Annotated in this window: 20 protein-coding genes and 2 tRNA genes; all 22 read left to right on the top strand. The window is 58.7% G+C overall.

Translation table 11 applies throughout. The annotated features are described in order from the left end of the window. The first annotated feature begins 27 nt into the window (after nucleotides 1-27). Nucleotides 28-525, top strand: a complete 498-nt coding sequence (gene ilvN, locus ABIZ35_RS03580; protein ID WP_348218499.1) for an acetolactate synthase small subunit — start codon at nucleotides 28-30, stop codon at nucleotides 523-525. 235 nt (nucleotides 526-760) lie between these two features. Further along, nucleotides 761-1,093 carry a hypothetical protein gene (locus ABIZ35_RS03575; protein WP_348218498.1) on the top strand — a complete coding sequence of 111 codons (333 nt, stop codon included), beginning with the start codon at nucleotides 761-763 and terminating at the stop codon, nucleotides 1,091-1,093. 28 nt (nucleotides 1,094-1,121) lie between these two features. Further along, on the top strand, nucleotides 1,122-2,141 hold the full coding sequence (gene ilvC / locus ABIZ35_RS03570) for a ketol-acid reductoisomerase (protein WP_348218497.1): 1,020 nt from the start codon (nucleotides 1,122-1,124) through the stop codon (nucleotides 2,139-2,141). Nucleotides 2,142-2,499: 358 nt separating this feature from the next. After that, entirely contained in the window at nucleotides 2,500-4,065 is a 1,566-nt protein-coding gene (locus ABIZ35_RS03565; RefSeq protein ID WP_348218496.1) for a 2-isopropylmalate synthase, read from the top strand. Between the two features lie 4 nt (nucleotides 4,066-4,069). After that, nucleotides 4,070-4,558: a GNAT family N-acetyltransferase gene (locus tag ABIZ35_RS03560; RefSeq protein WP_348218495.1), complete on the top strand. Its 489-nt coding sequence runs from the start codon at nucleotides 4,070-4,072 to the stop codon at nucleotides 4,556-4,558. Nucleotides 4,559-4,560: 2 nt separating this feature from the next. Next, a complete protein-coding gene (gene leuB, locus ABIZ35_RS03555) occupies nucleotides 4,561-5,631 on the top strand; it encodes a 3-isopropylmalate dehydrogenase (protein ID WP_348218494.1) in 1,071 nt (356 codons plus the stop codon). A gap of 30 nt (nucleotides 5,632-5,661) precedes the next feature. Beyond that, nucleotides 5,662-6,000: a P-II family nitrogen regulator gene (locus tag ABIZ35_RS03550; protein ID WP_348218493.1), complete on the top strand. Its 339-nt coding sequence runs from the start codon at nucleotides 5,662-5,664 to the stop codon at nucleotides 5,998-6,000. A 166-nt stretch (nucleotides 6,001-6,166) separates the two neighbouring features. After that, nucleotides 6,167-7,765 (top strand): citramalate synthase, encoded by a 1,599-nt coding sequence (gene cimA, locus ABIZ35_RS03545; RefSeq protein WP_348218492.1) that lies wholly within the window; start codon nucleotides 6,167-6,169, stop codon nucleotides 7,763-7,765. Nucleotides 7,766-7,841: 76 nt separating this feature from the next. Further along, nucleotides 7,842-8,654, top strand: a complete 813-nt coding sequence (locus ABIZ35_RS03540; RefSeq protein ID WP_348218491.1) for a tRNA(His) guanylyltransferase Thg1 family protein — start codon at nucleotides 7,842-7,844, stop codon at nucleotides 8,652-8,654. 137 nt (nucleotides 8,655-8,791) lie between these two features. Beyond that, nucleotides 8,792-8,867: transfer RNA gene (locus ABIZ35_RS03535), tRNA-Arg, on the top strand. Nucleotides 8,868-9,207: 340 nt separating this feature from the next. Continuing rightward, nucleotides 9,208-10,239 carry a sugar-binding protein gene (locus ABIZ35_RS03530; protein ID WP_348218490.1) on the top strand — a complete coding sequence of 344 codons (1,032 nt, stop codon included), beginning with the start codon at nucleotides 9,208-9,210 and terminating at the stop codon, nucleotides 10,237-10,239. An 82-nt stretch (nucleotides 10,240-10,321) separates the two neighbouring features. Beyond that, complete coding sequence (locus ABIZ35_RS03525) at nucleotides 10,322-11,884, top strand: sugar ABC transporter ATP-binding protein (protein ID WP_348218489.1); 1,563 nt, start codon at nucleotides 10,322-10,324, stop codon at nucleotides 11,882-11,884. A gap of 9 nt (nucleotides 11,885-11,893) precedes the next feature. Further along, a complete protein-coding gene (locus tag ABIZ35_RS03520) occupies nucleotides 11,894-12,922 on the top strand; it encodes an ABC transporter permease (RefSeq protein WP_348218488.1) in 1,029 nt (342 codons plus the stop codon). Between the two features lie 111 nt (nucleotides 12,923-13,033). Further along, nucleotides 13,034-13,110: transfer RNA gene (locus tag ABIZ35_RS03515), tRNA-Lys, on the top strand. Between the two features lie 270 nt (nucleotides 13,111-13,380). Then, nucleotides 13,381-14,274, top strand: a complete 894-nt coding sequence (locus ABIZ35_RS03510; RefSeq protein WP_348218487.1) for an SDR family oxidoreductase — start codon at nucleotides 13,381-13,383, stop codon at nucleotides 14,272-14,274. Nucleotides 14,275-14,343: 69 nt separating this feature from the next. Further along, on the top strand, nucleotides 14,344-15,090 hold the full coding sequence (locus ABIZ35_RS03505) for a histidine phosphatase family protein (protein WP_348218486.1): 747 nt from the start codon (nucleotides 14,344-14,346) through the stop codon (nucleotides 15,088-15,090). A gap of 235 nt (nucleotides 15,091-15,325) precedes the next feature. Beyond that, complete coding sequence (locus ABIZ35_RS03500) at nucleotides 15,326-16,369, top strand: LacI family DNA-binding transcriptional regulator (protein WP_348218485.1); 1,044 nt, start codon at nucleotides 15,326-15,328, stop codon at nucleotides 16,367-16,369. A gap of 34 nt (nucleotides 16,370-16,403) precedes the next feature. Continuing rightward, complete coding sequence (locus tag ABIZ35_RS03495) at nucleotides 16,404-17,279, top strand: DUF1559 domain-containing protein (protein ID WP_348218484.1); 876 nt, start codon at nucleotides 16,404-16,406, stop codon at nucleotides 17,277-17,279. Between the two features lie 119 nt (nucleotides 17,280-17,398). Further along, on the top strand, nucleotides 17,399-17,575 hold the full coding sequence (locus ABIZ35_RS03490) for a hypothetical protein (RefSeq protein ID WP_348218483.1): 177 nt from the start codon (nucleotides 17,399-17,401) through the stop codon (nucleotides 17,573-17,575). Between the two features lies 1 nt (nucleotide 17,576). Further along, complete coding sequence (locus ABIZ35_RS03485; RefSeq protein WP_348218482.1) at nucleotides 17,577-19,670, top strand: DUF5060 domain-containing protein; 2,094 nt, start codon at nucleotides 17,577-17,579, stop codon at nucleotides 19,668-19,670. Next, nucleotides 19,667-20,755, top strand: coding sequence for an SGNH/GDSL hydrolase family protein (locus ABIZ35_RS03480; RefSeq protein WP_348218481.1), 1,089 nt, complete (start codon nucleotides 19,667-19,669; stop codon nucleotides 20,753-20,755). The genes ABIZ35_RS03485 and ABIZ35_RS03480 overlap by 4 nt, the downstream gene beginning before the upstream one ends. Before the next feature lie 43 nt (nucleotides 20,756-20,798). Beyond that, the gene (locus tag ABIZ35_RS03475; protein WP_348218480.1) at nucleotides 20,799-22,421 is read left to right on the top strand and encodes a putative Ig domain-containing protein; all 1,623 of its coding nucleotides are present in this window, start codon (nucleotides 20,799-20,801) and stop codon (nucleotides 22,419-22,421) included. Nucleotides 22,422-22,455: the final 34 nt, after the last annotated feature.

Here is a 22,455-nt window from a genome sequence, read left to right as displayed (position 1 = left end):
TTGTATCAAGAGCGGACCGGAAAAGTCATGACGCAAACACAGCAACATACCATTAGCGTTCTCGTGGAGAACAAGCCCGGCGTCCTCGCGCGCGTCGCTCTGCTCTTTTCGCGGCGCGGTTATAATATCGAAAGCCTCGCGGTCAGCATCACCGAGAACCCGAAGATCTCACGCATGACCGTCGTGGTCAACGGCGACGAGCAGGAAGTCGAGCAGATCACCAAGCAGCTGCACAAGCTGATCGACGTGAGCAAGGTGCAGGACTACATTGATGTTCCGATCATCGCCCGTGAACTGGCGCTGATCAAGGTGAACGCCGAAGTCAACAATCGGACGGCAATTCTGCAATTGGTTGAGATCTTCCGGGGCCGTGTGATCGACATGTCGGACAAAACGTTCGTCATCGAAGTGACGGGCGGCAACGACAAGATCGACGCCTTAGAGAAACTGCTGGAGCCGTACGGCATCCGCGAACTGGTACGCACAGGCCGCATCGCGATGGCCCGCGGCATCCGGGGAATGTAGTCGCATAGGCGCCAACAAGATCTAGCCGGCGGTTAAAACCGCGCCTGAAAGAGCGCAGAAATCCACCTGCGTGGGTTACATAATCCAAACGTGGCCGCTGAACACAACGTGTATTTTGGAACACGCCGTTGAGGATGATGTAGTCCGCGAAGGCGGACTTCTGCGCTCTTGCAGGCGCGGTTTCAACCGCCGGCTCTGATACTAGGATGGACTAGAACGGTCAACCGGAGGCTGATTGAAAGAGCTGATCACGATCCACCAGGCGAATATGCTGATGCTGGCGCTGCTGATCGCGGCGCCGGTGATCGGCGTGATGTGGGGCTCGTTTACCCGTCAGGTTCCGCGCGGCGCGCTCATCGGCCTTGCGGTCGGGGGCGGCAACTACGCGCTCTGGACGGTGTACAACGCCCTCACGGATCGCCTGGGATTGGACACGGTGAAGAACCTTGCGATCAATCTTGTGCTCTTTATCGTTGTGGGCGCGGCGGCGGGGTTTGCCGCCGCGAAGTTCGGCCAGCCGAAAGCGGACGCCGATCCCCAAATTTCGCAAGATAATTCGGACGTTTGACGAATTTCATTTAGGAGAACACAGAAACATGGCCGCTAAGGTTTATTACGAGAACGATGCTGACTCGACACTTTTAAACGGCAAGAAGATCGCCGTCATTGGCTACGGTTCACAGGGACATGCGCATTCGCTGAACCTGAAGGACAGCGGGTTCGACGTGCGCGTCGGACTTCGCGAGGGCTCCAAGTCCTGGGCGAAGGCGACCGAGGCCGGTCTGTCGGTGAAGACAGTCGAAGAAGCCTCCAAGGAAGCCGACATCATTATGATCCTCATCAACGATGAGTATCAGGGCGATGTCTACCGCGAAAGCATCGCGCCTTATGTCGAAGAAGGCAACGCGCTGGTTTTCGGCCACGGCTTCAACATCCACTTCGGCCAGATTAAGGCTCCCAAGGGCGTGGATGTCTTCATGGTCGCCCCGAAGGGCCCTGGACACCTCGTTCGCCGCACCTACCAGGAAGGCAAAGGCGTTCCGGCGCTGATCGCCGTCCACCAGGACGCCACCGGCAAGGCGCGCGATCTGGCGCTGGCGTGGGCGAAGGGCATCGGCGGCACGCGCGGCGGCGTCCTTGAGACCACCTTCCGCGAAGAGACCGAAACCGACCTCTTCGGCGAGCAGGCCGTTCTTTGCGGCGGCGCGACCGCCTTGGTCAAAGCCGGCTTCGAGACCCTGGTGAACGCCGGCTACCAGCCGGAGATCGCTTACTTCGAGTGTCTGCATGAGCTGAAGCTGATCGTTGACCTGCTGTACGAAGCGGGCATCGCCGGCATGCGCTACTCGATCTCAGACACCGCCCAGTACGGCGACATGACCCGCGGCCCGCGCATCGTCACCGATGACACTAAGGCCGAAATGGTCAAGATCCTCAAGGAAATCCAGACCGGTCAGTTCGCCAAGGAATGGATCCTGGAGAACAAGGCCAATCGCCCGTCGTTCAACGCGCTCGCGGCGATCGATCAAGAGTCCCAGCTGGAAGCCGTCGGCAAGCAGCTGCGCGGGCTGATGTCGTGGGTCAAGAAGACGGACGTCGTAGAAGCGACGGAGTAGGGGCTATTCCCGTGAGGGACCTATCCCCCCGCCGAAGCGAGCTTCGGCCTCCCCCTTTCCCAACTAAAGGCCCTTCGGGCGGGAAAGGGGGTGTTCGTAACTGTCGTCTAGGCGAGTGTTCCGTGAGATTCCGGCCCCCGTTCCCATCCTGGGGAGCAGAGTGTGTTCGCAAATAATCCTGTTCCCCAGGATGGGGCGGAGGGGTCGAAACCCAACGACAAAACTCGCCTGGATTGTAATTATCAGCACCCCTTTTCCCCGGCGAAGCCGCTTGCTGGGAAAAGGGGGAAACGCGCTAAAGCGCGGGGGAATAGGTCACTCACGGGGAATGGTCTAGAAAAGCAGAGGCAAGAGTTCGATGGCAAACAACCAAGTCCAAATTTTCGATACGACGCTGCGCGACGGGGAACAGTCGCCCGGCGCTTCGCTCAATATTGACGAGAAGGTGGAGATCGCCCGCCAACTCGAGCGGCTAGGTGTGGACATCATCGAAGCCGGATTCCCGATTTCCAGCCCCGGCGATTTCGAGGCCGTCCGCCGCGTGGCGGCGACGGTGAGCGATCGCATTACGATTTGCGGTCTGACGCGCGCGGTGCCGAAGGATATCGACGTGGCCTGGGATGCCTTAAAAGGCGCAAAGCGGCCGCGCATCCATACGGGACTGGGCGTCAGCGATAACCATTTGCAGCACAAGCTGAAGAAGACGCGCGAGCAGGCGATGGAGATCGGCGTCAACGCCGTCAAATACGCCAAGTCGCTCGGCTGTCAGGACATTGAGTACTTCACCGAAGACAGCGGCCGCGCGGACAAAGAGTATCTCTATCGCGTCATTGAGGCCGTGATCAAGGCTGGCGCCACGGTGATTAATATTCCGGACACTACGGGCTATATGTCTCCAGAAGAGTACGGAGCGCTGTTCTCAGGCGTTCTGAACCATGTGCCTGGGTCGGAGAATATCATTCTTTCGGCGCACTGCCACAACGACCTCGGGATGGCGACCGCCAATTCGCTGGCGGCGGTCAAGGCCGGCGCGCGGCAGGTCGAGTGTACCGTCAACGGCATTGGCGAGCGCGCAGGGAATACGTCGCTCGAAGAAGTCGTCATGGCGATCTACACGCGCGGCGATATCTACCAGGTGCAGACGAATATCACCACGACGGAGATTTACAAGACCTCGCGTCTGGTGTCTTCATTGACGGGCATCTTGGTGCAGCCCAATAAGGCGATTGTCGGCGCGAACGCCTTCGCGCACTCGTCGGGCATTCACCAGGATGGGATCCTCAAGCAGCGCGATACTTACGAGATCATCGATCCCGCGACCGTTGGCATCAGCGAAAGCAAGATCATTCTTTCGGCGCGCTCCGGCCGCCACGCACTGCGCGATCGGCTGTCCAAGCTCGGACACACGTTTGACGTGGACACCGAGTTCGAGCGCGTGTACGCACGCTTCCTGAACGTGGCCGACAGCAAGAAAGTCGTTTACGACGAGGATTTGGACGCGATTGTCGCCGACGAGCACACCACGGTGGCGCAGGCGTTCGAGCTGGTCCAGGTGCAGGTTTCGTGCGGCGATCATTCGATCCCGACCGCGACCGTCAAACTGCGCAACGCCGATAAGGCGATCCTGCTCGACGCCGATACCGGGAATGGCCCTGTGGACGCCATTTATCGGGCGGTCAATCGCATTGTCCAGATCCCGAACGATCTGATCGAGTACACCGTGCAGAGCGTCACCGAGGGGATCGACGCGATGGCCGATGTGACCATTCGGATCAAAGCCGAAGGCGACATGATCTACACGGGGCACGCCGCGCACACGGATATCTTCGTGGCAAGCACCAAGGCGTATTTGCAGGCGCTGAACAAGCAGATCGCGCGCGTCTCCGGACGCCAGCAGGAAGAACGCATTCTGGAGCACGTGTAGGCATATGGGAGAGACGATTGTCCGAGCCGCCGTCCGCGACGACATTCCGACGATCGTCTCCCTCTGGCGCGTCCTTCAAGAAACCAACGCCTTACACGATCCCTACCTGACGCCCGGACCGGACGCGGAAGCTTGGTTTCGTGAGTATCTCAAGGCGCGGATCGACGGCGAAATCGGTATCTTCGTCGCCGTTCGCGCTGGTGAGGTCGTGGGATACACCTTCGGACAGATTGTCCAGCGCCCGACCCTCGCCGCCGGCGAGTGCGGGTACATCGCCGACCTTTGCGTCCGGCCGGACTCGCGCGGACACGGGATCGGGCGTCGTTTGTACGAACGTCTGCGTCTCTGGTTCATCGACAACGATGTCCACAACATCGAAGTGCAGGTCGTGCGCGCGAACCCCGCGTCGCAGGCGTTCTGGCGCAAAATGGGCTTCGGCGAATTTTTGAAAACGCTTCGAACCGAAATTTCAACCAATCAAGGAAACGCATAGATATGGCGAAGATAGCAGTTTTGGCGGGCGACGGAATCGGCCCGGAGATCATTGCCGAGGGATTGAAGGTTCTCAAAGCCGTTGCGCCGCAGCACGGCCTGGACCTGGAGTTCACCGAGGCTCTCGTGGGCGGCGCCGCCTACGACGCCACCGGTCACCCGCTCCCCCCGGAAACGCTCGAACTCGTACAGAACTCCGACGCCATCTTCTTCGGCGCCGTCGGCGGTCCTCAGTACGACATCATCCCGGACCCAAACCTGCGCCCCGAGCGCGGCGCGCTTCTGCCCCTGCGCAAGAAGCTCGGCCTCTACGCCAACCTGCGCCCCTGCATTCTCTACTCGGCCCTGTCCTCTGCCTGCCCACTGCGCGCGGATCTGGTCCAGGGCGGCTTCGATATCCTCGTTGTCCGCGAACTGACCGGCGGTCTCTACTTCGGCCAGCCGAAGAGCTGGGAAGGCGATAACGCCATCGATACCTGTCTTTACAGCCGCGAAGAAATCACCCGCATCCTGCACGTCGCCTTCAAGGCCGCCCAAAAGCGCCCGACCAAGCGCGTCGTCAGCGTCGACAAAGCCAACGTCATGGAAACCTCGCGCCTCTGGCGCGACACCGCCACCAAAATCGCCGCCGAGTACCCGGACGTCGAACTGACCCACCAGCTTGTCGACGCGACCGCCATGGACCTCGTCCGCCGCCCGCAGTCTTTCGACGTCATCGTGACCGAAAACCTCTTCGGCGACATCCTGAGCGACGAAGCCGCCCAGCTCACCGGCTCTTTAGGAATGCTGCCCTCAGCCTCCCTTGGCCAGGGAACCTTCGGCCTCTACGAACCCAGCCACGGCAGCGCCCCCGACATCGCCGGCACGGGAAAAGCCAACCCCCTCGCCACCATCCTCAGCGCCGCCCTCCTGCTCCGCTACTCCCTCGGCGCCGAAGCCGCCGCGCTGCAAATTGAGAAGGCCGTCGAGAGCGTCCTGAACGCGGGCCACCGCACCGGCGACATCGCCGAAACGCCGGACACGAAGATTGTGACCTGCACCGAGATGGGCGATCTGGTCGTCGCGGCGCTGTAATTTCGCCATTTGTCAGCGAGGACAAATCGTATGCAAAAAGTAGAAGCCATTATCCGGCCGATGAAGCTGGATCAGGTGAAGGAAGCGCTGGAGGATATCGGGGTGGTCGGGATGACTGTCTCCGATGTGCGTGGCTATGGCCACCAGCGGGGGCATACGGAGAAGTATCGCGGCAATACTTATGTGGTGAATTTGCTGCCGAAGATCAAGCTGGAATTGGTCGTGAGCGACGAGCACGCCGATGCGGCGGTGGCGGCGATCGAAGAAGCGGCGCAGACGGGGGAGATTGGGGATGGGAAGATCTTCGTTTACCCTGTCGAGCGCGCTATTCGGATACGGACCGGCGAAGAGGGCGAGAGCGCCATTTAGTATGGTTTTGAGAGATATGCAATATCTTCTGATTGAGATCGCGATTTTCGCGGGCATCGCCATTATGAGCCCGGTCGGGTGACACGCTGCGCGCGCCTCCCCGGTCGGGACTTCGGCTTGTGGCGGTGCGCATTTTTTTTGTTATACACCCGAAAAGGAAGAACCAATGACGGCAGCCTCCTCTCGAAAAATCGATATTTATGACACGACCCTGCGCGACGGATCGCAGGGCGAAGGCATCTCGTTTAGCGTCGAAGACAAGGTCAAGATCGCCAAGCGTCTGGACGCATTTGGCGTGGACTACATCGAAGGCGGATGGCCGGGGAGCAATCCCAAGGACATCGAGTTCTTCGATCGTATGAAGTCGATCCCTCTGAAGCACGCGAAGCTCGCCGCCTTCGGCAGCACGCGCCGGCCAACGACGACGGCCGAGACCGACCCCATGCTTCAGCAATTGCTGGATGCGCAGACGCCCGTTATCACCTTTGTTGGCAAAAGCTGGGATTTTCACGTCACGGAAGCGCTGCGTATTCCTCTTGAGACCAATTTGGAGATGATCGCGGACACGACGCGATATCTGAAGTTGAAGGGTAAGGAAGTCATCTACGACGCGGAGCACTTTTTCGATGGGTACAAGCGCAATCCCGAATACACGTCGAAGTGTGTGGCGGCGGCGCTGGACGCGGGCTGCGATGTGGTTGCTCTCTGCGATACGAACGGCGGCACGCTGCCGAATGAGATTTCGAAGATCGTTTCCGAGATCGGAGTGCGGTTCCCGAACGGCAAGTTCGCCATCCATACGCACAACGATGCCGAGTGCGGCGTGGCGAACAGCCTCGCGGCGATCGAAGTCGGCGCTATCCAGGTTCAGGGTACGATCAATGGGCTGGGGGAGCGGACGGGCAACGCAAATCTGACTAGTATCGTCCCAAGCCTTGGGTTGAAGCTGGGCTATGAACTTTCTTGCCAGTCCCGCATGAAAGAGCTTTCCGATCTTTCCAATTTCATTGATGAGATCGCGAACGTTCCGCCGAAGATGTCGGCGGCGTATGTCGGCCGCAGCGCCTTCGCACATAAGGCCGGCCTGCATGTGGACGCGATGCGCAAGAACTCGGAGACGTATGAGCATATCGATCCCACTTTGGTCGGCAACGAGCGCCGTATCCTGGTCAGCGAGCATAGCGGAGCCTCGACCATCTTAGAGAAAGTCCAGCGCGACAATTCTGACCTGCGCAAGGACAGCCCCGAGACGAAAGAGATCCTAAAGCAAGTCGCGCGTTTGGAGCACGAAGGCTCTTCGTTCGAAGGCGCCGAGGCCAGCTTTGAACTGCTGGTGAAGAAGGCGACGGGGAATTATCGTTCTTTGTTCGAGCTGACAGGGTATCGAGTCATCGTGGAGCGGCGTGGGGGCGATCAAGAGGCGATCACCGAAGCCACCGTCAAGCTGCGCGTTCACGGTCAGGAAGTGCTGACGGTCGCCGAAGGCGATGGTCCGGTGAACGCGCTGGACAGCGCCTTGCGCAAAGCGCTTACCGAGCACTACCCCGATCTGGCGGATATTCGATTGACCGACTTCAAGGTCCGCGTGGTGAACGCGCGGGAAGGCGCCGCCGCCAAGGTGCGCGCCATCGTGGATAGCGCCGACGCCTCCGACAGCTGGAGCACCATCGGTGTCTCTACCAATATTATCGACGCCAGCTGGCACGCGCTGGTGGACAGCGTCGAATATGGTCTGCTTCGAGGGAACGAGGGTTCGGGCGGATAAATCGCCGAATTTGCTATCAGCCCCATGGATTTATTCATGGGGCTTTTTTCGTATTGGAATGAGATCGGAAAACACAATGAGCAAAGATTCACTGGGCGATCGGATGAAGGGCTACTACGAGAACAGGACGCGGGTGTATTTGCCGCGCCGCACATACACAATTCTTCGTATTGACGGCAAGAGTTTCCACACCTACACGCGCGACTGCGAACGTCCCTTCGATGTGAACCTGATGGAGGATATGGACCAGACGGCCATGGCGCTTTGCAAGGGGATTGAAGGCGCACAGTTTGCTTACGTGCAGTCGGATGAGATTAGTATTCTGGTCACGGATTTCGGGCAGCTGCAAACGCAGGCGTGGTTCGACGGCAACGTGCAAAAGCTGGTCTCGATCTCGGCGTCTATGGCGGCGGCGCATTTCAACGCCGCGCGCTGGCGTCGTCTGGCGGCAAAGGGCGAGAGCAATTCACTCGACGGCGCCCCGATTGCGTTCTTTGACAGTCGTGCGTTTACGATTCCCGATCCCGTTGAAGTTGCGAACTATTTCATCTGGCGAGGGCAGGACGCCACGCGCAATTCGATCTCGATGACCGCGCACGCGCATTTCGAGCACGACCTGCTCCAGGGCAAGACTTCGGATGAGATGCAGGAGCTGCTCTGGATGCACAAGGGGATCAACTGGAACGACATGCCGGGTGGGTTCAAGCGGGGACGGTGCATCGTCAATAACCACACTGTGGGCGATGTCGCGTTTACCGACAAGCGCACAGGCGACATGCATCTGGCCCTCAATGTTGAGCGCAATGTGTGGGAAATCGAGATCCCTCCGATCTTCAGTCAGGACCGAAACTGGCTGGAAGGGCATATTCCGAAACATTCGGGGAACTGATCCGGTTCAGTAGAAGGCCCTAGCAATAAAATCCGCAGGTTAATCGTTTATAAATTATTTTTCAAGCGGTCATATCGTTTGACATCACATGTTCGGTATGCTATAATTATGCGATCCACAACTGTGGACCGCTTCGTGCGCCGGTAGCTCAGTGGATAGAGCATCAGTCTTCGGAACTGAGGGCCGGGGGTTCGAATCCCTCCCGGCGCACCAACTTTCCTGTAACGATCGACCTCGGCTCCGCAGTGCTGTGGTTGGCGCTGCAAGAAGCGCGCGGTGGTCGCCCCTAGTCTCAAGACGATCTTTGCCCTCTATAGGTCTGTCTATAAACGGAGACAATGCGCGATCGAATATTTCCATACGAATAAATTGACTTGCGTTGACAGAACAGTCATAAACTTCTATAATTGGACGTGTATTGCGCCTTACGGTATCTTTCCCGTCACCCTGATCACCAGAGACAATATGTCTCGCACAGATATTCATTAGCTGTCAGCCTCGGTCGTAAGTATCATATTTGCGACTAATTCAAATCAGGAGCCGATCGAAAACTATGTTTTGGGACAAAAAACACACCGCGATGGTGTTTGCAGGATCGATGACGCTAGCACTGCTCGCCGGTTGTGGCGATAAGGACGATAAAGGCAGCACAACCACGACAGTCACCACGACTACCCCGGGTACGACGCCGCCGCCTGCCGGTGGACAGGTCCCGCTGGCGTTTGTTACGAACAATGCGTCCGACTACTGGACGATCGCTCACAAGGGCGTCGACGCCGCCGTAAAGGAACTGCCGAACGTCAGCGTGCAGTTTGTCATGCCGTCGGATGGCACCGCCGCCACCCAGAAGAGCAATGTCGACGATCAGCTCGCTAAGGGCGTCAAGGGAATCGCAATCAGCCCGGTCGACCCGAAGAACCAGACCCAGATGCTGAACGATGTCGCGAAGAAGACCATCCTGATCACCCAGGACAGCGACGCCGCTGACAGCGATCGCATGTGCTACATCGGCACCGACAACCACGCCGCCGGCCTGATGGCGGGCGAAGAGATCAAGAAGGCCCTGCCGCAGGGCGGCAAGATCATGATGTTCGTCGGCGTCCGCGACGCGCAGAACGCCAAGGACCGTGAGAACGGTATCCGCGACGCTCTGAAAGGCACTAATATCACGGTCCTCGATGTCCGCACCGACGACGCCGACCATGCGAAGGCGAAATCGAATGTCGCCGACGCCCTGGTCAAGACTCCGGACCTCGCCGCCTGCGTCGGTCTGTGGAGCTACAATGGCCCCGCGATCCTGAACGCCATCAAGGATGCGAAAAAGGTCGGTAAGGTCAAGATCGTCTGCTTCGACGAAGAGACCGAAACGCTGGAAGGCGTCAAGGACGGCTCGATCTCCGCGACGATCGTGCAGCAGCCCTACGAGTTCGGATACCGAGCCGTCAAGCTTCTGAACGACCTGGTCGCCGGCAAGAAGGACGGCGTCCCCGCCGGTAAGCAGATCTTCGTTCCGACCCAGGCCATCACCGTGGCCAATGTCGATGACTTCAAGGCCAAGCTCGACAAGCTGCGAGGACGCTCCTAATGCGGGATCGCGCCTTCGTCGTGACAGCCGGAACCACCGGCGCGCGCGCCTGCGAGAAATCGCAGGCGCGGAGGATCTATTGATGTCGATTTCAGATGCCATGCCGGACCCAATTCTGGAGATGAAGGGGATCAGTAAGCGTTTCGCCGGCGTTCAAGCGCTGAAGGACGTGAGCCTGAAGCTTTATCCCGCGGAAGTCATCGCCCTGATCGGCGAAAACGGGGCCGGAAAATCGACGTTGATGAAGACCCTGGGCGGCGTTCACCAGCCCGACGAAGGCGAGATCCTCATTAACGGCAAGCCCGTCAAGATCACCGGCGTCAAAGACTCAATCCGCGCGGGCATCAGTTTCATTCATCAGGAACTGAACGTGCTGGATAACCTCGATGTCGCCGGCAACGTCTATCTTGGCCGCGAACCCCTGCGCGGCCCTTTGCGCCTCATCGATACGGCGCGCATGGCGGCCGACACGCAGCCTTTTCTGGACCAGTTGGGGCTGAACGTCTCCAGCCGGACCCCACTCAAAAATCTTTCCCTGGCGCAGCAGCAGATGGTGGAGATCGCCAAGGCGCTCTCGCTCAACTCGCGCATCCTGATTATGGATGAGCCGACGTCCAGTTTGACCCTGTCCGAAACCGATCGCCTGCTGACAGTAGTAGAGGATCTGCGCTCCAAAGGCGTCAGCGTCATCTACATTTCCCACCGGCTGGGCGAGATCAAGCGGATCGCGGATCGAGTCATCGGCCTGCGGGACGGCCGGAACGCCGGGGGGCTCAGCCGGGCGGAGATTTCGCACGATTCGATGATCAAACTGATGGTTGGCCGCGATATCGACAAGACCCACATGGCGCACGATACTTCGGCGCTGCCGGTCCGCTTCAGCGTCTCCGGCTTGCGCACGCGCAAGTATCCGCAGAAGGAAGTCGAGTTCGAGATCCGCCGAGGCGAGATTTTGGGCATGGCCGGACTGGTTGGGGCAGGGCGCTCCGAAGCCGCTCAGGCGATCTTCGGCATCGATTCGTCCCTGGCCGGAACGTTCACGCTGGATGGCAAGAAGCTTTCGATCAAGAGCGCGAGTGACGGCATCAAGAACGGGATTTATCTCGTGCCGGAAGACCGGCGCCGCTGCGGCCTGATCACGGATCTGCCCATCCGAAATAATATCACGCTTCCCGCGCTCAACCGCTACGCGGTTGCCGGGCTTGTGAACGGCGACAAAGAACGCGTCTCCGCCCAAAAGGCCAGCAAGGCCCTCAATGTGAAAACGCCGTCGGTGGAGTTTCTTGCCAAGAACCTTTCGGGTGGGAACCAGCAGAAGGTCGTTTTGGCGAAGTGGCTCTCATTGGAGCCGAAGCTAATGATCTTCGATGAGCCGACGCGTGGGATCGATGTGGGCGCGAAGGCCGAGATTTACGAGCTCATGCGAAATCTGGCCAAAGAGGGCGTTGCGATTCTGATGATCAGCAGCGATATGGAAGAAGTACTGAGCCTGAGTGACCGCGTTGCGGTTATGCACGAAGGCCGCGTCACGGGAATCCTGCCCTTTGACAAGTGTTCCGAAGAGTCCATCATGCAATTTGCGGTCGGCGGCGAACGTCCGGCGACCGGTGACCGTCCGCAAGAGCAAGGCGCGGCGGCAGTCTAAGAGGAATCTATGTTAACGAACGTAACGACTGACACGACGCCGCGGCTGGCGACGCCGCCCGGAGCGCCGCCGCGCTTGCCGATCAAGAGCGCCAGCAAAGAACTTGGCATCTTTATCCTGCTGGTTGTTTTGTGCGTGGTCGCCAGTATCAAGAACCCCAACTTCGCGCACATCGAAAATGTGCAGAACCTTTCCCGTACGATCGGTTTGTTTGGGATTTTTAGTCTCGGGCTAGGCCTGATCATTATCACCAGCGGTATCGACCTGACGGTCGGATCGGTATTCGCCCTAGCCGGTGTCATCCTTTCCATTATGCTTGTGGATAAACAATGGAACCCTGTACTTTCCGTTGTGCTGATCCTGGGGCTAACGATGGGACTTGGGCTTCTGCATAGTCTGCTGATAACAAAGATACCACTGCAGCCGTTTATTGTGACCCTTTGCGGTCTGCTCTTTTACCGTGGACTGGCTCGATTTATCGCGAACGACGAGACCAAAGGCTTTGGAAACGCGCACGGTTTTGAGACGCTTCAAAAGCTGGCGACGGGTGATGTGGCCGGTGTCCCGATGCCGTTTGTCATCCTGATGGTGTTCAGCGTCATCATGTGGGTCGTCCTGCACCGCTCCGTTTACGGCCGGCATCTCTATGCCGTCGGCCGCAACGAGGAAGCTGCGCGCTATTCCGGCATCAATTCGCAGCGCGTCATCATCACGACCTACGTGATCGCCGGCCTTTTGACCGGCTTCAGCGCCATCTTGATTGCTTTCTATACGAACTCGATCTCGCCCTCGACACACGGCAACTCGTACGAACTGTACGGAATCGCCGCCGCCGTCGTGGGAGGGTGCAGCCTTCGTGGCGGAGAAGGATCCATCATCGGTATCTTGATCGGCGCCGCTTTGATCCAGGTGCTGCAAAATTTGGTCAACCTGCTGAACATTCCCAGCTCGCTTAACTTCGCGGTCATGGGCTCTGTCATTCTGCTTGGTGTTATCGCCGACGAACTGGCAAAGCGCCGCGCCGCCCGCGTCAAGTAACGTTATGACCTACGGTAATTATTTTTCGACAAGCATGCTTAAACCCCTTGCAATTCGGAAATACCGCGGGTATAATATCCCTGCTTCCAAGAAATTGGGAGCAGCCGATACGCCTCTATAGCTCAGTTGGTTAGAGCACCTGACTCTTAATCAGGGTGTCCCTGGTTCGAGTCCAGGTGGGGGCACCAACACAAAAAATAGCCGCTATTCCATATGGAAGAAGCGGCTTTTTTGGTTCTACTCCAAATTCACGGGATCGTTGGTCTTGATTTTCTGTTGCGCGTGGGAGCGATCGTCGATCCACAACACGGATCTGCGGTCGCTGTTGCTTTGTGTCCCTGTTGGTATTATGCCTGCTCCGTTTGCGATTAAATCTCCGAGGGAAAAATTCTCAGTCTCTACGAGAAAATTTCACGGAATTAAGATCGACACAGAACGTGGATAGCAAAGGAAATACCATGTCGGAAAAAGATTTGAGCGGTAAAGTTATTGTCGTCACCGGCGCGTCGAGCGGGTTTGGCCGGGGCGCTTCGGTGCAGTTTGCGAAGGCGGGGGCGTCCGTCGTGCTGGCGGCGCGGCGTGGTCAGGTGCTGGACGATGTTGCGCGGGAGTGTGAGGCTGGGGGAGGGCTGGCGCTCGCAGTTCCGACTGACGTGAGCAAAAGCGAGGAAGTGGAGGCGCTAGCGGCAGCGACTCTCGCTCGGTTTGGACGGATCGACGTGTGGGTGAACAATGCTGGCGCGGGCGCGTTGGGGCGCTTCGAAGATGTTCCCCTGGCCGACCATGTCAAAGTCATCGAGACGGATCTTCTGGGGACACTCTATGGCAGCTACCAGGCGATGCGCCAGTTCCGCCAGCAGCAGTCGGGTGTGCTGATCAATATCGCGTCTGTGATCGGGAAAGTCCCGGCGCCGTATTTCTCGTCCTACGCGGCCGCGAAGCACGGCGTCGTGGGATTGAGCTCTGCGATCCGTCAGGAGCTGAACGTGAACGATGTGAAGAATATCCATGTCTGTACAGTCATGCCGACTTCCATGGACACGCCGTTTTTTGAACATGCGGCGAATTATACCGGACACAAAGCCGTTCCCATTCCGCCGACGTACGATCCCCAGGAAGTGATCGATGTGATCCTGCGTCTCGCTTTGAAGCCGGAGGATGAAGTGGTGGTGGGAACTGCTGGTGTGGCGTCGGCGATCGGCCATAATCTCGCGCCGCACATGACCGAAGCGATGATGGCGAAGCAGACGCATGCTGCTCAGATCGAGAAAGCGCCGCCGGCGGAAGACACGGACGGAAGCGTGCTGGAGCCGATGCTGAGCGGAGTGGGCGTCACCGGCGGCGTGCGCTGACGGAGAAAGCTCCGCGAAATACTGGGACGTTACGGAAGGGCGCCGGGTATAATTTATCCAGCGCTTATTATGAGAATATATATCGTTCGACACGCGGACCCCGATTATCCCAACAACACAATCACTGCATTTGGTCACAAAGAAGCCGAAGCACTTGCAACTCGGATGGCGACTTTAGAATTGGATCGACTCTATAGCTCACCGCTTGGGCGTGCGCGGGATACCGCCGGATACACCGCCCGGGTTCTTGGCATGGAGCCGGAGATCGAACCGTGGACTACGGAGCTCGACTGGTCCACGGGCGGGCAGGGGAGCGCCGGCTCACAGGCCGTCTGGGACTATCCTGGAGAGGTCTTTCGAGGCGGGACCAACTATCCCTCTTATGAGAACTGGCATCAAACCCCGCCTGTCCATGAAGACCAGCTTGCGGAGCGATTCGCTCGCCTCGTCAAAGCGTCGGATGAGTTTCTGATGCGGCTAGGCTATGCGCGAGAAGGCCGGCGTTACCGGTGCATCGCGCCCACGGATGACCGGATCGCTATGTTTTGCCATGGCGGCTTTGGACTGACCTGGCTCGCGCATTTGCTGGAAATTCCGGTGCAGACGATGTGGTCCGGATTCTGGCTTCCGCCTTCCTCGGTGACCATGGTGCTCATGGAGCAGCAATCGTCCGATTGGGCCGTTCCGCGCTGTGTCGGCATGGGCGACACGTCTCACCTCTACGCCGCCGGTCTTCCGATCCAGCCGCGCGGCATCTACGCGCATAACTGGGAGCGAGCGCCGGGCTCTCAGCGGTCGTACCCCTCGGACGAATAGTTCTCTTTCTTGTCATGATTGTTTCATGAAATTTCATCAATAATGATAGAAGTATGATATTTTGGCAAGCTGTTTGTTGTAATTATCTTGTACTTTGGCCTGCTTTGAGGCGCCTCACACTCAATTTTGCTTCTCAAATGACGGTGTTTTGAAGTTTTGCAGATTGTTTCTGAGAGTTTCATAAATTTCTGCAAATAATTGTTGACAGATCATATTCCTGTTGCTATAATAACTTATGTCCAGTATCAATGAAGTTGCACGGCAGGCAGGCGTTTCACCAGCAACGGTGTCGCGGACGTTCCGAACTCCGGAACTTCTGAGCCACCAGACGCGCCGTCGCGTGCTGCACGCCGCCGCCGAATTGAACTACCAGCCGCGTCAGCGTGTGGTGAAAGTTGAAGAAGAGCCGATTGGCGGCGAAGCGGCGGAATCTTTGGGTTTTTTATACTTTTCCTCCGATCAGGATGGCAGTCAGGTCAATGAGTTTTACGCACCGGTGATGATGGGAGCTCAAGCGGAGGCTGGCCGTTTAGGTAAGCACCTGATCCTGAGGACTACGTCCAGATTTGAAACGCCGCCGGAAATGCCCAAAATGTTTCGTGAACAGTCCGTCGCCGGCATGCTGCTAGTAGGCGCGGCGCTCCCGGAAGTCCTTGCGGCTTACGATCCCTATCTTTCTCCTGCGGTTCTCGTGGATAATCGGGATCCGCTGGGACGTCATGATTGCATCCTGAGCGACGGTTTTGGCGGGATGCTTTCAGCGACACAATATTTGCTGGAGCTCGGGCACCGGCGTATTGCGTTTATCCAGGATGAGCCGACGGCGCCCTCGTTCCGAGATCGGCAGCGCGGCTATCTGTGCGCTCTCTGGGAAGCGGGGATTGTTCCCTGTCCCGATTGGATCGTTTCGGCCACACGCCACTCGCCGCTAGAGCCGTATTTGCAGCCGCTGCTGAGCGGTCCGGAGAGTCCGACGGCAATTGTGGCGGCGAACGATATGAACGCGTTCGCGGTGCTCTCAGCCTGCCGCGCGCTTGGACTGTCCGTACCCAAGGATTTGAGCGTTATTGGGTTCGATGACGCGACGTTTAGCGTTCATTCCTACCCGGCGTTGACGACGGTGCGGGTGAACAAAGGCCAAATGGGCCGACTGGCCGTACGTCAACTGACCGCCCGAATTGAAGAAGCACGTGAGGGCGCCACGCCACTCCCGTCAGCAATTTTCGTCGTTCCCGTATCGTTGGTGGAGCGTGAGTCCTGCGCGCCCCCTCGTCATTGACTAATCGCAGGACATCAATCATAGGAGAAGAATAATGAAGCGGCAAGCATTTACCCTGATCGAGTTGCTAGTAGTGATCGCTATTATCGCGATTTTGGCGGCGATTTTATTCCCCGTTTTCGCGCAAGCCCGGGAAAAAGCGCGCGCGATCGCGTGTCTGAGCAACCTCAAGCAGATCGGTCTCGGGGTCGTGCAATATAACCAGGACTACGACGAGAAGATGCCAAATGGCACAAGCGGCTACGGTACCTGCGCTGGCTGGGCTTACCAGGTCTATCCCTATGTCAAGAGCGTCGGCGCGTTCAAGTGCCCGGACGACTCCGGCGTCGGAACGAACGGCTCGTCGCTAGGCATCAATGCCAACTTTGGCGGCAAGCCTGGCGCGGATCCAACCATTATGGGAAGTGCGGATGGACGCAGCATTGCTGAGTTCAATTCACCGACCAAAACCGTCATGCTGTTTGAGACGTCTAATGGCAAGTATTACGATCTTTCGCGTGGGAACGGCGTGGACGACGCCAACGGTATCCATGCGGACAACATGTACAACGGCATGTCGCCCTCAGGATTGGGTTACGGCGGTCCATACGATCCCAATGGCGGCAATGGCGCGGACCCGGCGTCCGCAACCAGCACGAACCTGAAGTACGCCACTGGGTGGCTGCGGTACAGCTCGCAAAGCGCGAACTTCCAGTCCAAAGACGGACGGCATCAGATGGGCGCGAATTATCTGATGGCTGACACGCACGCTAAGTTCCTGAAGCCCAATTCCGTGGCCGCCGGCTACAACAATACCACCACGAACGGCTGGTGCGGCGGCATCTATTCACCCGGTCCTAGCGGCGGCGCGGTCGCGGCCAGCACGGACTGCACGGACTCGTCGATTGCCGCGACATTCAGCATCCAGTAAGAACTAGCCTTTGAGAAAGCAGGAGCCGCGCGTCGCCGCGCGGCTCTTGCGCTGAGTTTGACAGAATGAGTGAAATTGCTATGAAGACATGGAAGAAGTGTGTTGTGGGGATAGGCGTTATGAGCGTGCTCGCCTTGGCGGGCTGCAGCCATCAGGCGGCCGGCGGAGGCGGCTCGGACGAAGCGGAGCCCAAGGCAATGGCCGAGCAGCGCGCCGCAGCGGCCCAGCAGGCGGCTGCGGCGCAGGCCGCCGCGCGTCAGGCGGCTCCCCAGTCTGGTCAAGGCCAGCCGAGGTAACATGAAGCCAACGATCCAAAAGACGCGGTCAGTGGTGTGTGCGCCGGTGTTGATGGTGATGATGGGCTTGTCCGCCGTCTCCTGCTCGAAGGCGCAAACCGCCGAGACATCGGCGGCGCCCGCCGTGCGACAGTTCGATAAGTTCGAGACATCGTTCACGATCCCCGGTCAAAGCGGCAATCCATTCGATCCGGCGCAGAACGAAGTCAACGCTGTTGTGACTGGGCCAGGCGGATTGCGCGCCGTGATCCCGGCGTTCTGGGATGGGGAGCGTTGGCGTGTTCGCTACACTCCGGCCAAGGTGGGGGATTACTCCTTCAAGATCACGCGTAACGGTTCGGCCGCGTCTCCGGCGGGCTTGGCTGGAAGCCGGTTTCGAAGCATCGCCTCAAAAGACCCTGGATTCATTCGCCGCAGCTCCAAGAGCGCGCAAAAGTTTGTTTTCGATAACTCTCGACCGTACTACCCGATTGGTATCAACGTCGCCTGGACGAATGGCGGCGACCCAGCTTATCCCGCCTATTTCTCCCAGATGAACAAGGCGCATCTGAACTGGGCGCGCGTCTGGATGAACGCCTGGGACGGAAAGAACCTGGAGTGGTCGGCGGACAAAACCAAGAATCCTTCGCGCGGAGAGTTCCTGATGGACGCGGCCAAGCGCTGGGATACGATCGTCGATTCGGCTGCCCAGAATGGCGTGTATGTCCAGATGGTCTTGCAGCACCATGGCCAGTACACGGAGAAGACCGATCCCAACTGGGCGGATAACCCGTTTAATGTCGCCAACGGCGGATTTCTGAAGAAGCCGGACGACTTTTTCACCGACCCGGAAGCGCGGCGGCTGACGAAGGCCAAGTATCGGTATATCGTCGCGCGATGGGGCTATTCGGATCATATCCTCGCCTTTGAACTGTTCAATGAAGTGCAGAACATCCGTGAGACCGATACGCACTTCAGCGATGTAGTGAACTGGCACAAGGAAATGGCGGCATATCTGCGCTCCATCGATGTCAATCATCATTTGATCACGACGAGTTACAGCGATCCCGGCAATCCATTATCACAGATTGGGATGGACTACGATCAGATCCATTCCTATCCGCCCGATGTCGTCTCGACATTTGCCGCGCTGCGAACCAAGGGGCTGAAAACGCCGGTGTTCTTTGGGGAGTGGGGACCGCCGAACTCGAAGCCGGAGGAGCAGACAGGATTGGTCCACGACGCGCTCTGGGCGGGATTGATCGCTCCGACCGCTGGCGCGCAGCAGTACTGGTTCTGGGACCGCATGGACTCTCTGCATCTCTGGCCGCACTTCGCCTCGGCGGGCGCGTTCGTTCAGAAGTTCGGCGTGGCCTCGCTGGACTCCATGGACCCAATTGCTGTCAGCGTTGATGCGCCCGGCGCGAAAGGCGATCTGTCGTTTGCGCCTCCGGGAGGGTGGGAGGCGACCATGAAGACCGATGTCACGCTGTCGCCTTCGGGAACGCCTGATCTCTCCGGCGTCTCGTCCTACGTCCAGGGGTCAGGCCATCGCGAGATGACTCCGCGTCCTATTGCGTTCCACGTCAACAGTCCCGCGCCGTTTCGTTTCCAGGTGCTGGTGGGATCCATCGGAAAAGGCGGCGCGCATCCCACGCTTTCGCTCGACGACGCTACGCCGCGTGAGCTTGATTTTCCCGCAAGCAATGTTGAGCGCAGCGCCGATCAAATGATGACTGTGGATGTGCCTGCTGGGCCGCACACCGTCTCGGTTTTCAATACTGGGCCGGATTGGTTTGTCGCCAAGCGCATCGTCGCCGTCGGCTATGCGCCTCCGGTAGCGGTGATGGCGAAGGCAAATGCTCACTCCGTGCTGTTCTGGGCTTACGATCGGGATCGGATGAATCGCTCACCGCGCACGGCGACATTGCGCCTTGGAGCATTGAAGCCAGGGCGGTATCAGGTGCGCCTCTGGGATACTGCCGCAGGAAAATCCGGCGGCGGTTTTACGGTGATCGCCGCCAAAGATGGCGTCTTGAAGGTTCCGCTGCGGCCATTTGTCGGCGATATCGCAGGCGTCGTGACGCCTGATCCAGAAGCAAAGGCCAGCCAATGAATCGTCTTTTCGCCATTGTTCTCGGGGGAGCGGTCATCGCGACCGGTTCCCCATTCGTCGTTCACGCCGCCGACACACCCAAAAGCGACTTTGTCGCCGCAGACAGCAAAAATATTCAGTACATGGGCCGGATCGACTTTGCCGACCCAAAGAAGCCCCGGTTTTGGGCGTCCGGCTGCACGCTTCGCGCCAAATTTCGCGGAACCTACTGTGACGCACTCGTGAACGATCAGGTTCTCTGGGGGACCTCTCACAATTATATCGAAGTGATTATCGACGATCTGCCCCCAAAACGTATTCAAATGACCGGCCCCGTTAATACTCTCAAGATCGCTGAAGGACTTCCCGAAGGCTCCCACACGGTTACGCTCTGCAAAGACACCGAATCGAGCATCGGCTACTTGGAGTTTACGGGATTCCGATGCGCGGGATTGGCGCGTCCCGATCGGCAGCCGAAGCGCAAAATGGAATTTATCGGCGATTCGATCACTTGTGGCATGGGGAGCGACACCCGCGTCAAACCGTGCGGCGAGGGCCAATGGTACGACCAGACAAATGCGTACATGAGCTACGGGCCGGTCACGGCGCGATTGCTGAACGCACAATGGCATGTAACATCGGCGTCCGGGATCGGCATGCACCATAGCTGCTGCGATATGAAAGTCACGATGCCGGATGTGTTCGGCAAAACCGATGTGAGCGGCAACGCGCCCGGTGACTGGAACTTCGCGCGCTATCAGCCCGACGTCGTCACCGTTTGCCTCGGCCAGAACGACGGCTCCGGCGAGCCCGTCGCTTTCCGCGCCGCCTATCTCGCGTTTCTCACGCAGGTCCGAAGCCGCTACCCCAAAGCGCAAATCGTCTGCTTGACCAGCCCCATGGCCGACGCGTCGCTGACCGCTTTTCTAAAGGACAGCCTGACGGGGATCGTGCAGGAAAAGCAACGCGCCGGCGATAAACGCATCCACGCATTCTTCTTTTCGCGCAGCTACAACGACGGCTGCGGAGGCCACCCCAGTATGGCCCAGCATCAATTGATCGCGAATGAACTGGCGGCCTACTCTAAAACCACATTCGGCTGGTAGCTCCCTTCACGCCCCCGACTTTACCGGAGAATTTCGTCTCGCTATGTCAAAAATACTCTCACTCGCTCTCGCCGCAGGCCTCTGCGGCGTTTCGTCTCTGGCGCTCGCCGCCGACCCCGCGCCTTCCACGGCGGCGCCCGATTATACTTCGCACATCCTCACGCCTCCGGCTTCAGCTGCGCCCCGAATCCATGGTCCAGGCGTCTACGGGCAGCGCCCCGGCCGCCCGTTTCTCTACACTATTCCCGCCACCGGCGATCGGCCCATGACCTTTTCGGCCAAGGGGCTTCCGAAGGGGCTTAAACTGGACCCCATCACGGGGCGTATCACCGGGCGAGTGGACAAGCCTGGAACGTACCGCGTTACCTTCCGAGCACGCAGCCCGCGCGGAAACAGCGAGAAGAAGTTCCGAATCGTGATCGGTGATCAGATTGCGCTGACGCCGCCGATGGGCTGGAACAGCTGGAACTCCTGGGCGTGGACCGTGGATCAGGACAAAGTGCTGCGCTCCGCCAAGGCGCTGGTCGCCGCCGGCTTGGATCGGCATGGCTGGAGTTACATCAATATTGACGACACGTGGCAGGGCAAGCCCGATCCAAAATCGCTCGCCCTCCAGGCGAACGAGCGGTTTCCCGACATGAAGGCGCTGACCGATCAAATCCACGGGATGGGCCTAAAGGCTGGCATTTACTCAACGCCCTGGATGGCGTCGTACGCCATGTATCCTGGAAGCACCGCGTCCAACACCGAGCACACCTGGGTGTCGCCGCCGCAGGATAAACGCTTTATCGAGCCCAATCCGCACCACCAATTCGGAGCTTATTCGTTTGTGACGCAGGACGCCAAACAATGGGCTGATTGGGGATTCGATTATCTCAAGTACGACTGGAACCCCAACGACGAGGAGCACACACGCGAGATGTCCGACGCCCTCAAGGCGAGCGGCCGCGACTTCGTTTACAGCCTGTCCAACAGCGCCCCCTTCGAGCACGCGGGCGATTGGGCGCGCCTCTCCAACGCCTGGCGCACGACAGGGGATATCGTCGACAACTACGAGAGCCTCTGTCAGAACGGATTCACGCAGTCCAAATGGGCGCCATTTTCTGGGCCCGGCCACTGGAACGACTCCGATATGATGATCCTCGGCTGGGTTGGCTGGGGCCCCGCGCTGCACCCAACGCATCTCACCGCAGATGAGCAGTACACCCACATGAGCCTCTGGTGCCTGCTTTCCTCCCCACTTCTCATTGGCTGTGACTTAGAAAAACTCGACCCATTCACATTGAGCCTGCTCACCAACGACGAAGTCATCGCCATCGATCAAGACCCGCTTGGCCGCGCCGCCACACAAATCTCCCACGCCGGGGGCGACATCACCCTCACAGGCGCCGCGCCCTACGCCAGCCACGGCGAAACCAACTCGGTCACGCTGCCGTGCCTGCAAGTGTGGGCAAAGCCTCTGGAAGATGGCTCGCAAGCCGTGGGATTGTTCAACCTCGGCGAGCAGCCGGCGGAAGTCATCGCAGATTTTTCGGACTTGAAGATGAGTGGAAAGCAGTCGGTCCGTGATCTGTGGCGTCAGAAGGCTCTTGGGACATTTCGTAGCGAATATAAAGCAATCGTGCCGGCGCATGGGGTGGCTCTGGTGAAAATTGGCGCCCAATAAACAACATGAACGGAAGACGGCAAAAGCGCCCCTC

Origin of the sequence: Capsulimonas sp., from assembly GCF_039929585.1 — a bacterium.
GTDB lineage: Bacteria > Armatimonadota > Armatimonadia > Armatimonadales > Capsulimonadaceae > Capsulimonas.
Note: the sequence above shows the minus strand (reverse complement) of the source record. Positions and strands in the feature narration are given on the sequence as shown.

What these genes read in the sequence shown, in the direction of transcription:
- cimA (WP_348218492.1), top strand. Translation starts at nt 6,167, where the DNA reads ATGACGGCAGCCTCCTCTCGAAAAATCGATATTTATGACACGACCCTG.
- ilvC (WP_348218497.1), top strand. Translation starts at nt 1,122, where the DNA reads ATGGCCGCTAAGGTTTATTACGAGAACGATGCTGACTCGACACTTTTA.
- ABIZ35_RS03485 (WP_348218482.1), top strand. Translation starts at nt 17,577, where the DNA reads ATGAAGCCAACGATCCAAAAGACGCGGTCAGTGGTGTGTGCGCCGGTG.
- ABIZ35_RS03500 (WP_348218485.1), top strand. Translation starts at nt 15,326, where the DNA reads ATGTCCAGTATCAATGAAGTTGCACGGCAGGCAGGCGTTTCACCAGCA.
- ABIZ35_RS03505 (WP_348218486.1), top strand. Translation starts at nt 14,344, where the DNA reads ATGAGAATATATATCGTTCGACACGCGGACCCCGATTATCCCAACAAC.
- ABIZ35_RS03480 (WP_348218481.1), top strand. Translation starts at nt 19,667, where the DNA reads ATGAATCGTCTTTTCGCCATTGTTCTCGGGGGAGCGGTCATCGCGACC.
- ABIZ35_RS03510 (WP_348218487.1), top strand. Translation starts at nt 13,381, where the DNA reads ATGTCGGAAAAAGATTTGAGCGGTAAAGTTATTGTCGTCACCGGCGCG.
- leuB (WP_348218494.1), top strand. Translation starts at nt 4,561, where the DNA reads ATGGCGAAGATAGCAGTTTTGGCGGGCGACGGAATCGGCCCGGAGATC.
- ABIZ35_RS03490 (WP_348218483.1), top strand. Translation starts at nt 17,399, where the DNA reads ATGAGCGTGCTCGCCTTGGCGGGCTGCAGCCATCAGGCGGCCGGCGGA.
- ABIZ35_RS03495 (WP_348218484.1), top strand. Translation starts at nt 16,404, where the DNA reads ATGAAGCGGCAAGCATTTACCCTGATCGAGTTGCTAGTAGTGATCGCT.
- ABIZ35_RS03550 (WP_348218493.1), top strand. Translation starts at nt 5,662, where the DNA reads ATGCAAAAAGTAGAAGCCATTATCCGGCCGATGAAGCTGGATCAGGTG.
- ABIZ35_RS03530 (WP_348218490.1), top strand. Translation starts at nt 9,208, where the DNA reads ATGTTTTGGGACAAAAAACACACCGCGATGGTGTTTGCAGGATCGATG.
- ABIZ35_RS03565 (WP_348218496.1), top strand. Translation starts at nt 2,500, where the DNA reads ATGGCAAACAACCAAGTCCAAATTTTCGATACGACGCTGCGCGACGGG.
- ABIZ35_RS03520 (WP_348218488.1), top strand. Translation starts at nt 11,894, where the DNA reads ATGTTAACGAACGTAACGACTGACACGACGCCGCGGCTGGCGACGCCG.
- ABIZ35_RS03560 (WP_348218495.1), top strand. Translation starts at nt 4,070, where the DNA reads ATGGGAGAGACGATTGTCCGAGCCGCCGTCCGCGACGACATTCCGACG.
- ilvN (WP_348218499.1), top strand. Translation starts at nt 28, where the DNA reads ATGACGCAAACACAGCAACATACCATTAGCGTTCTCGTGGAGAACAAG.
- ABIZ35_RS03540 (WP_348218491.1), top strand. Translation starts at nt 7,842, where the DNA reads ATGAGCAAAGATTCACTGGGCGATCGGATGAAGGGCTACTACGAGAAC.
- ABIZ35_RS03475 (WP_348218480.1), top strand. Translation starts at nt 20,799, where the DNA reads ATGTCAAAAATACTCTCACTCGCTCTCGCCGCAGGCCTCTGCGGCGTT.
- ABIZ35_RS03525 (WP_348218489.1), top strand. Translation starts at nt 10,322, where the DNA reads ATGTCGATTTCAGATGCCATGCCGGACCCAATTCTGGAGATGAAGGGG.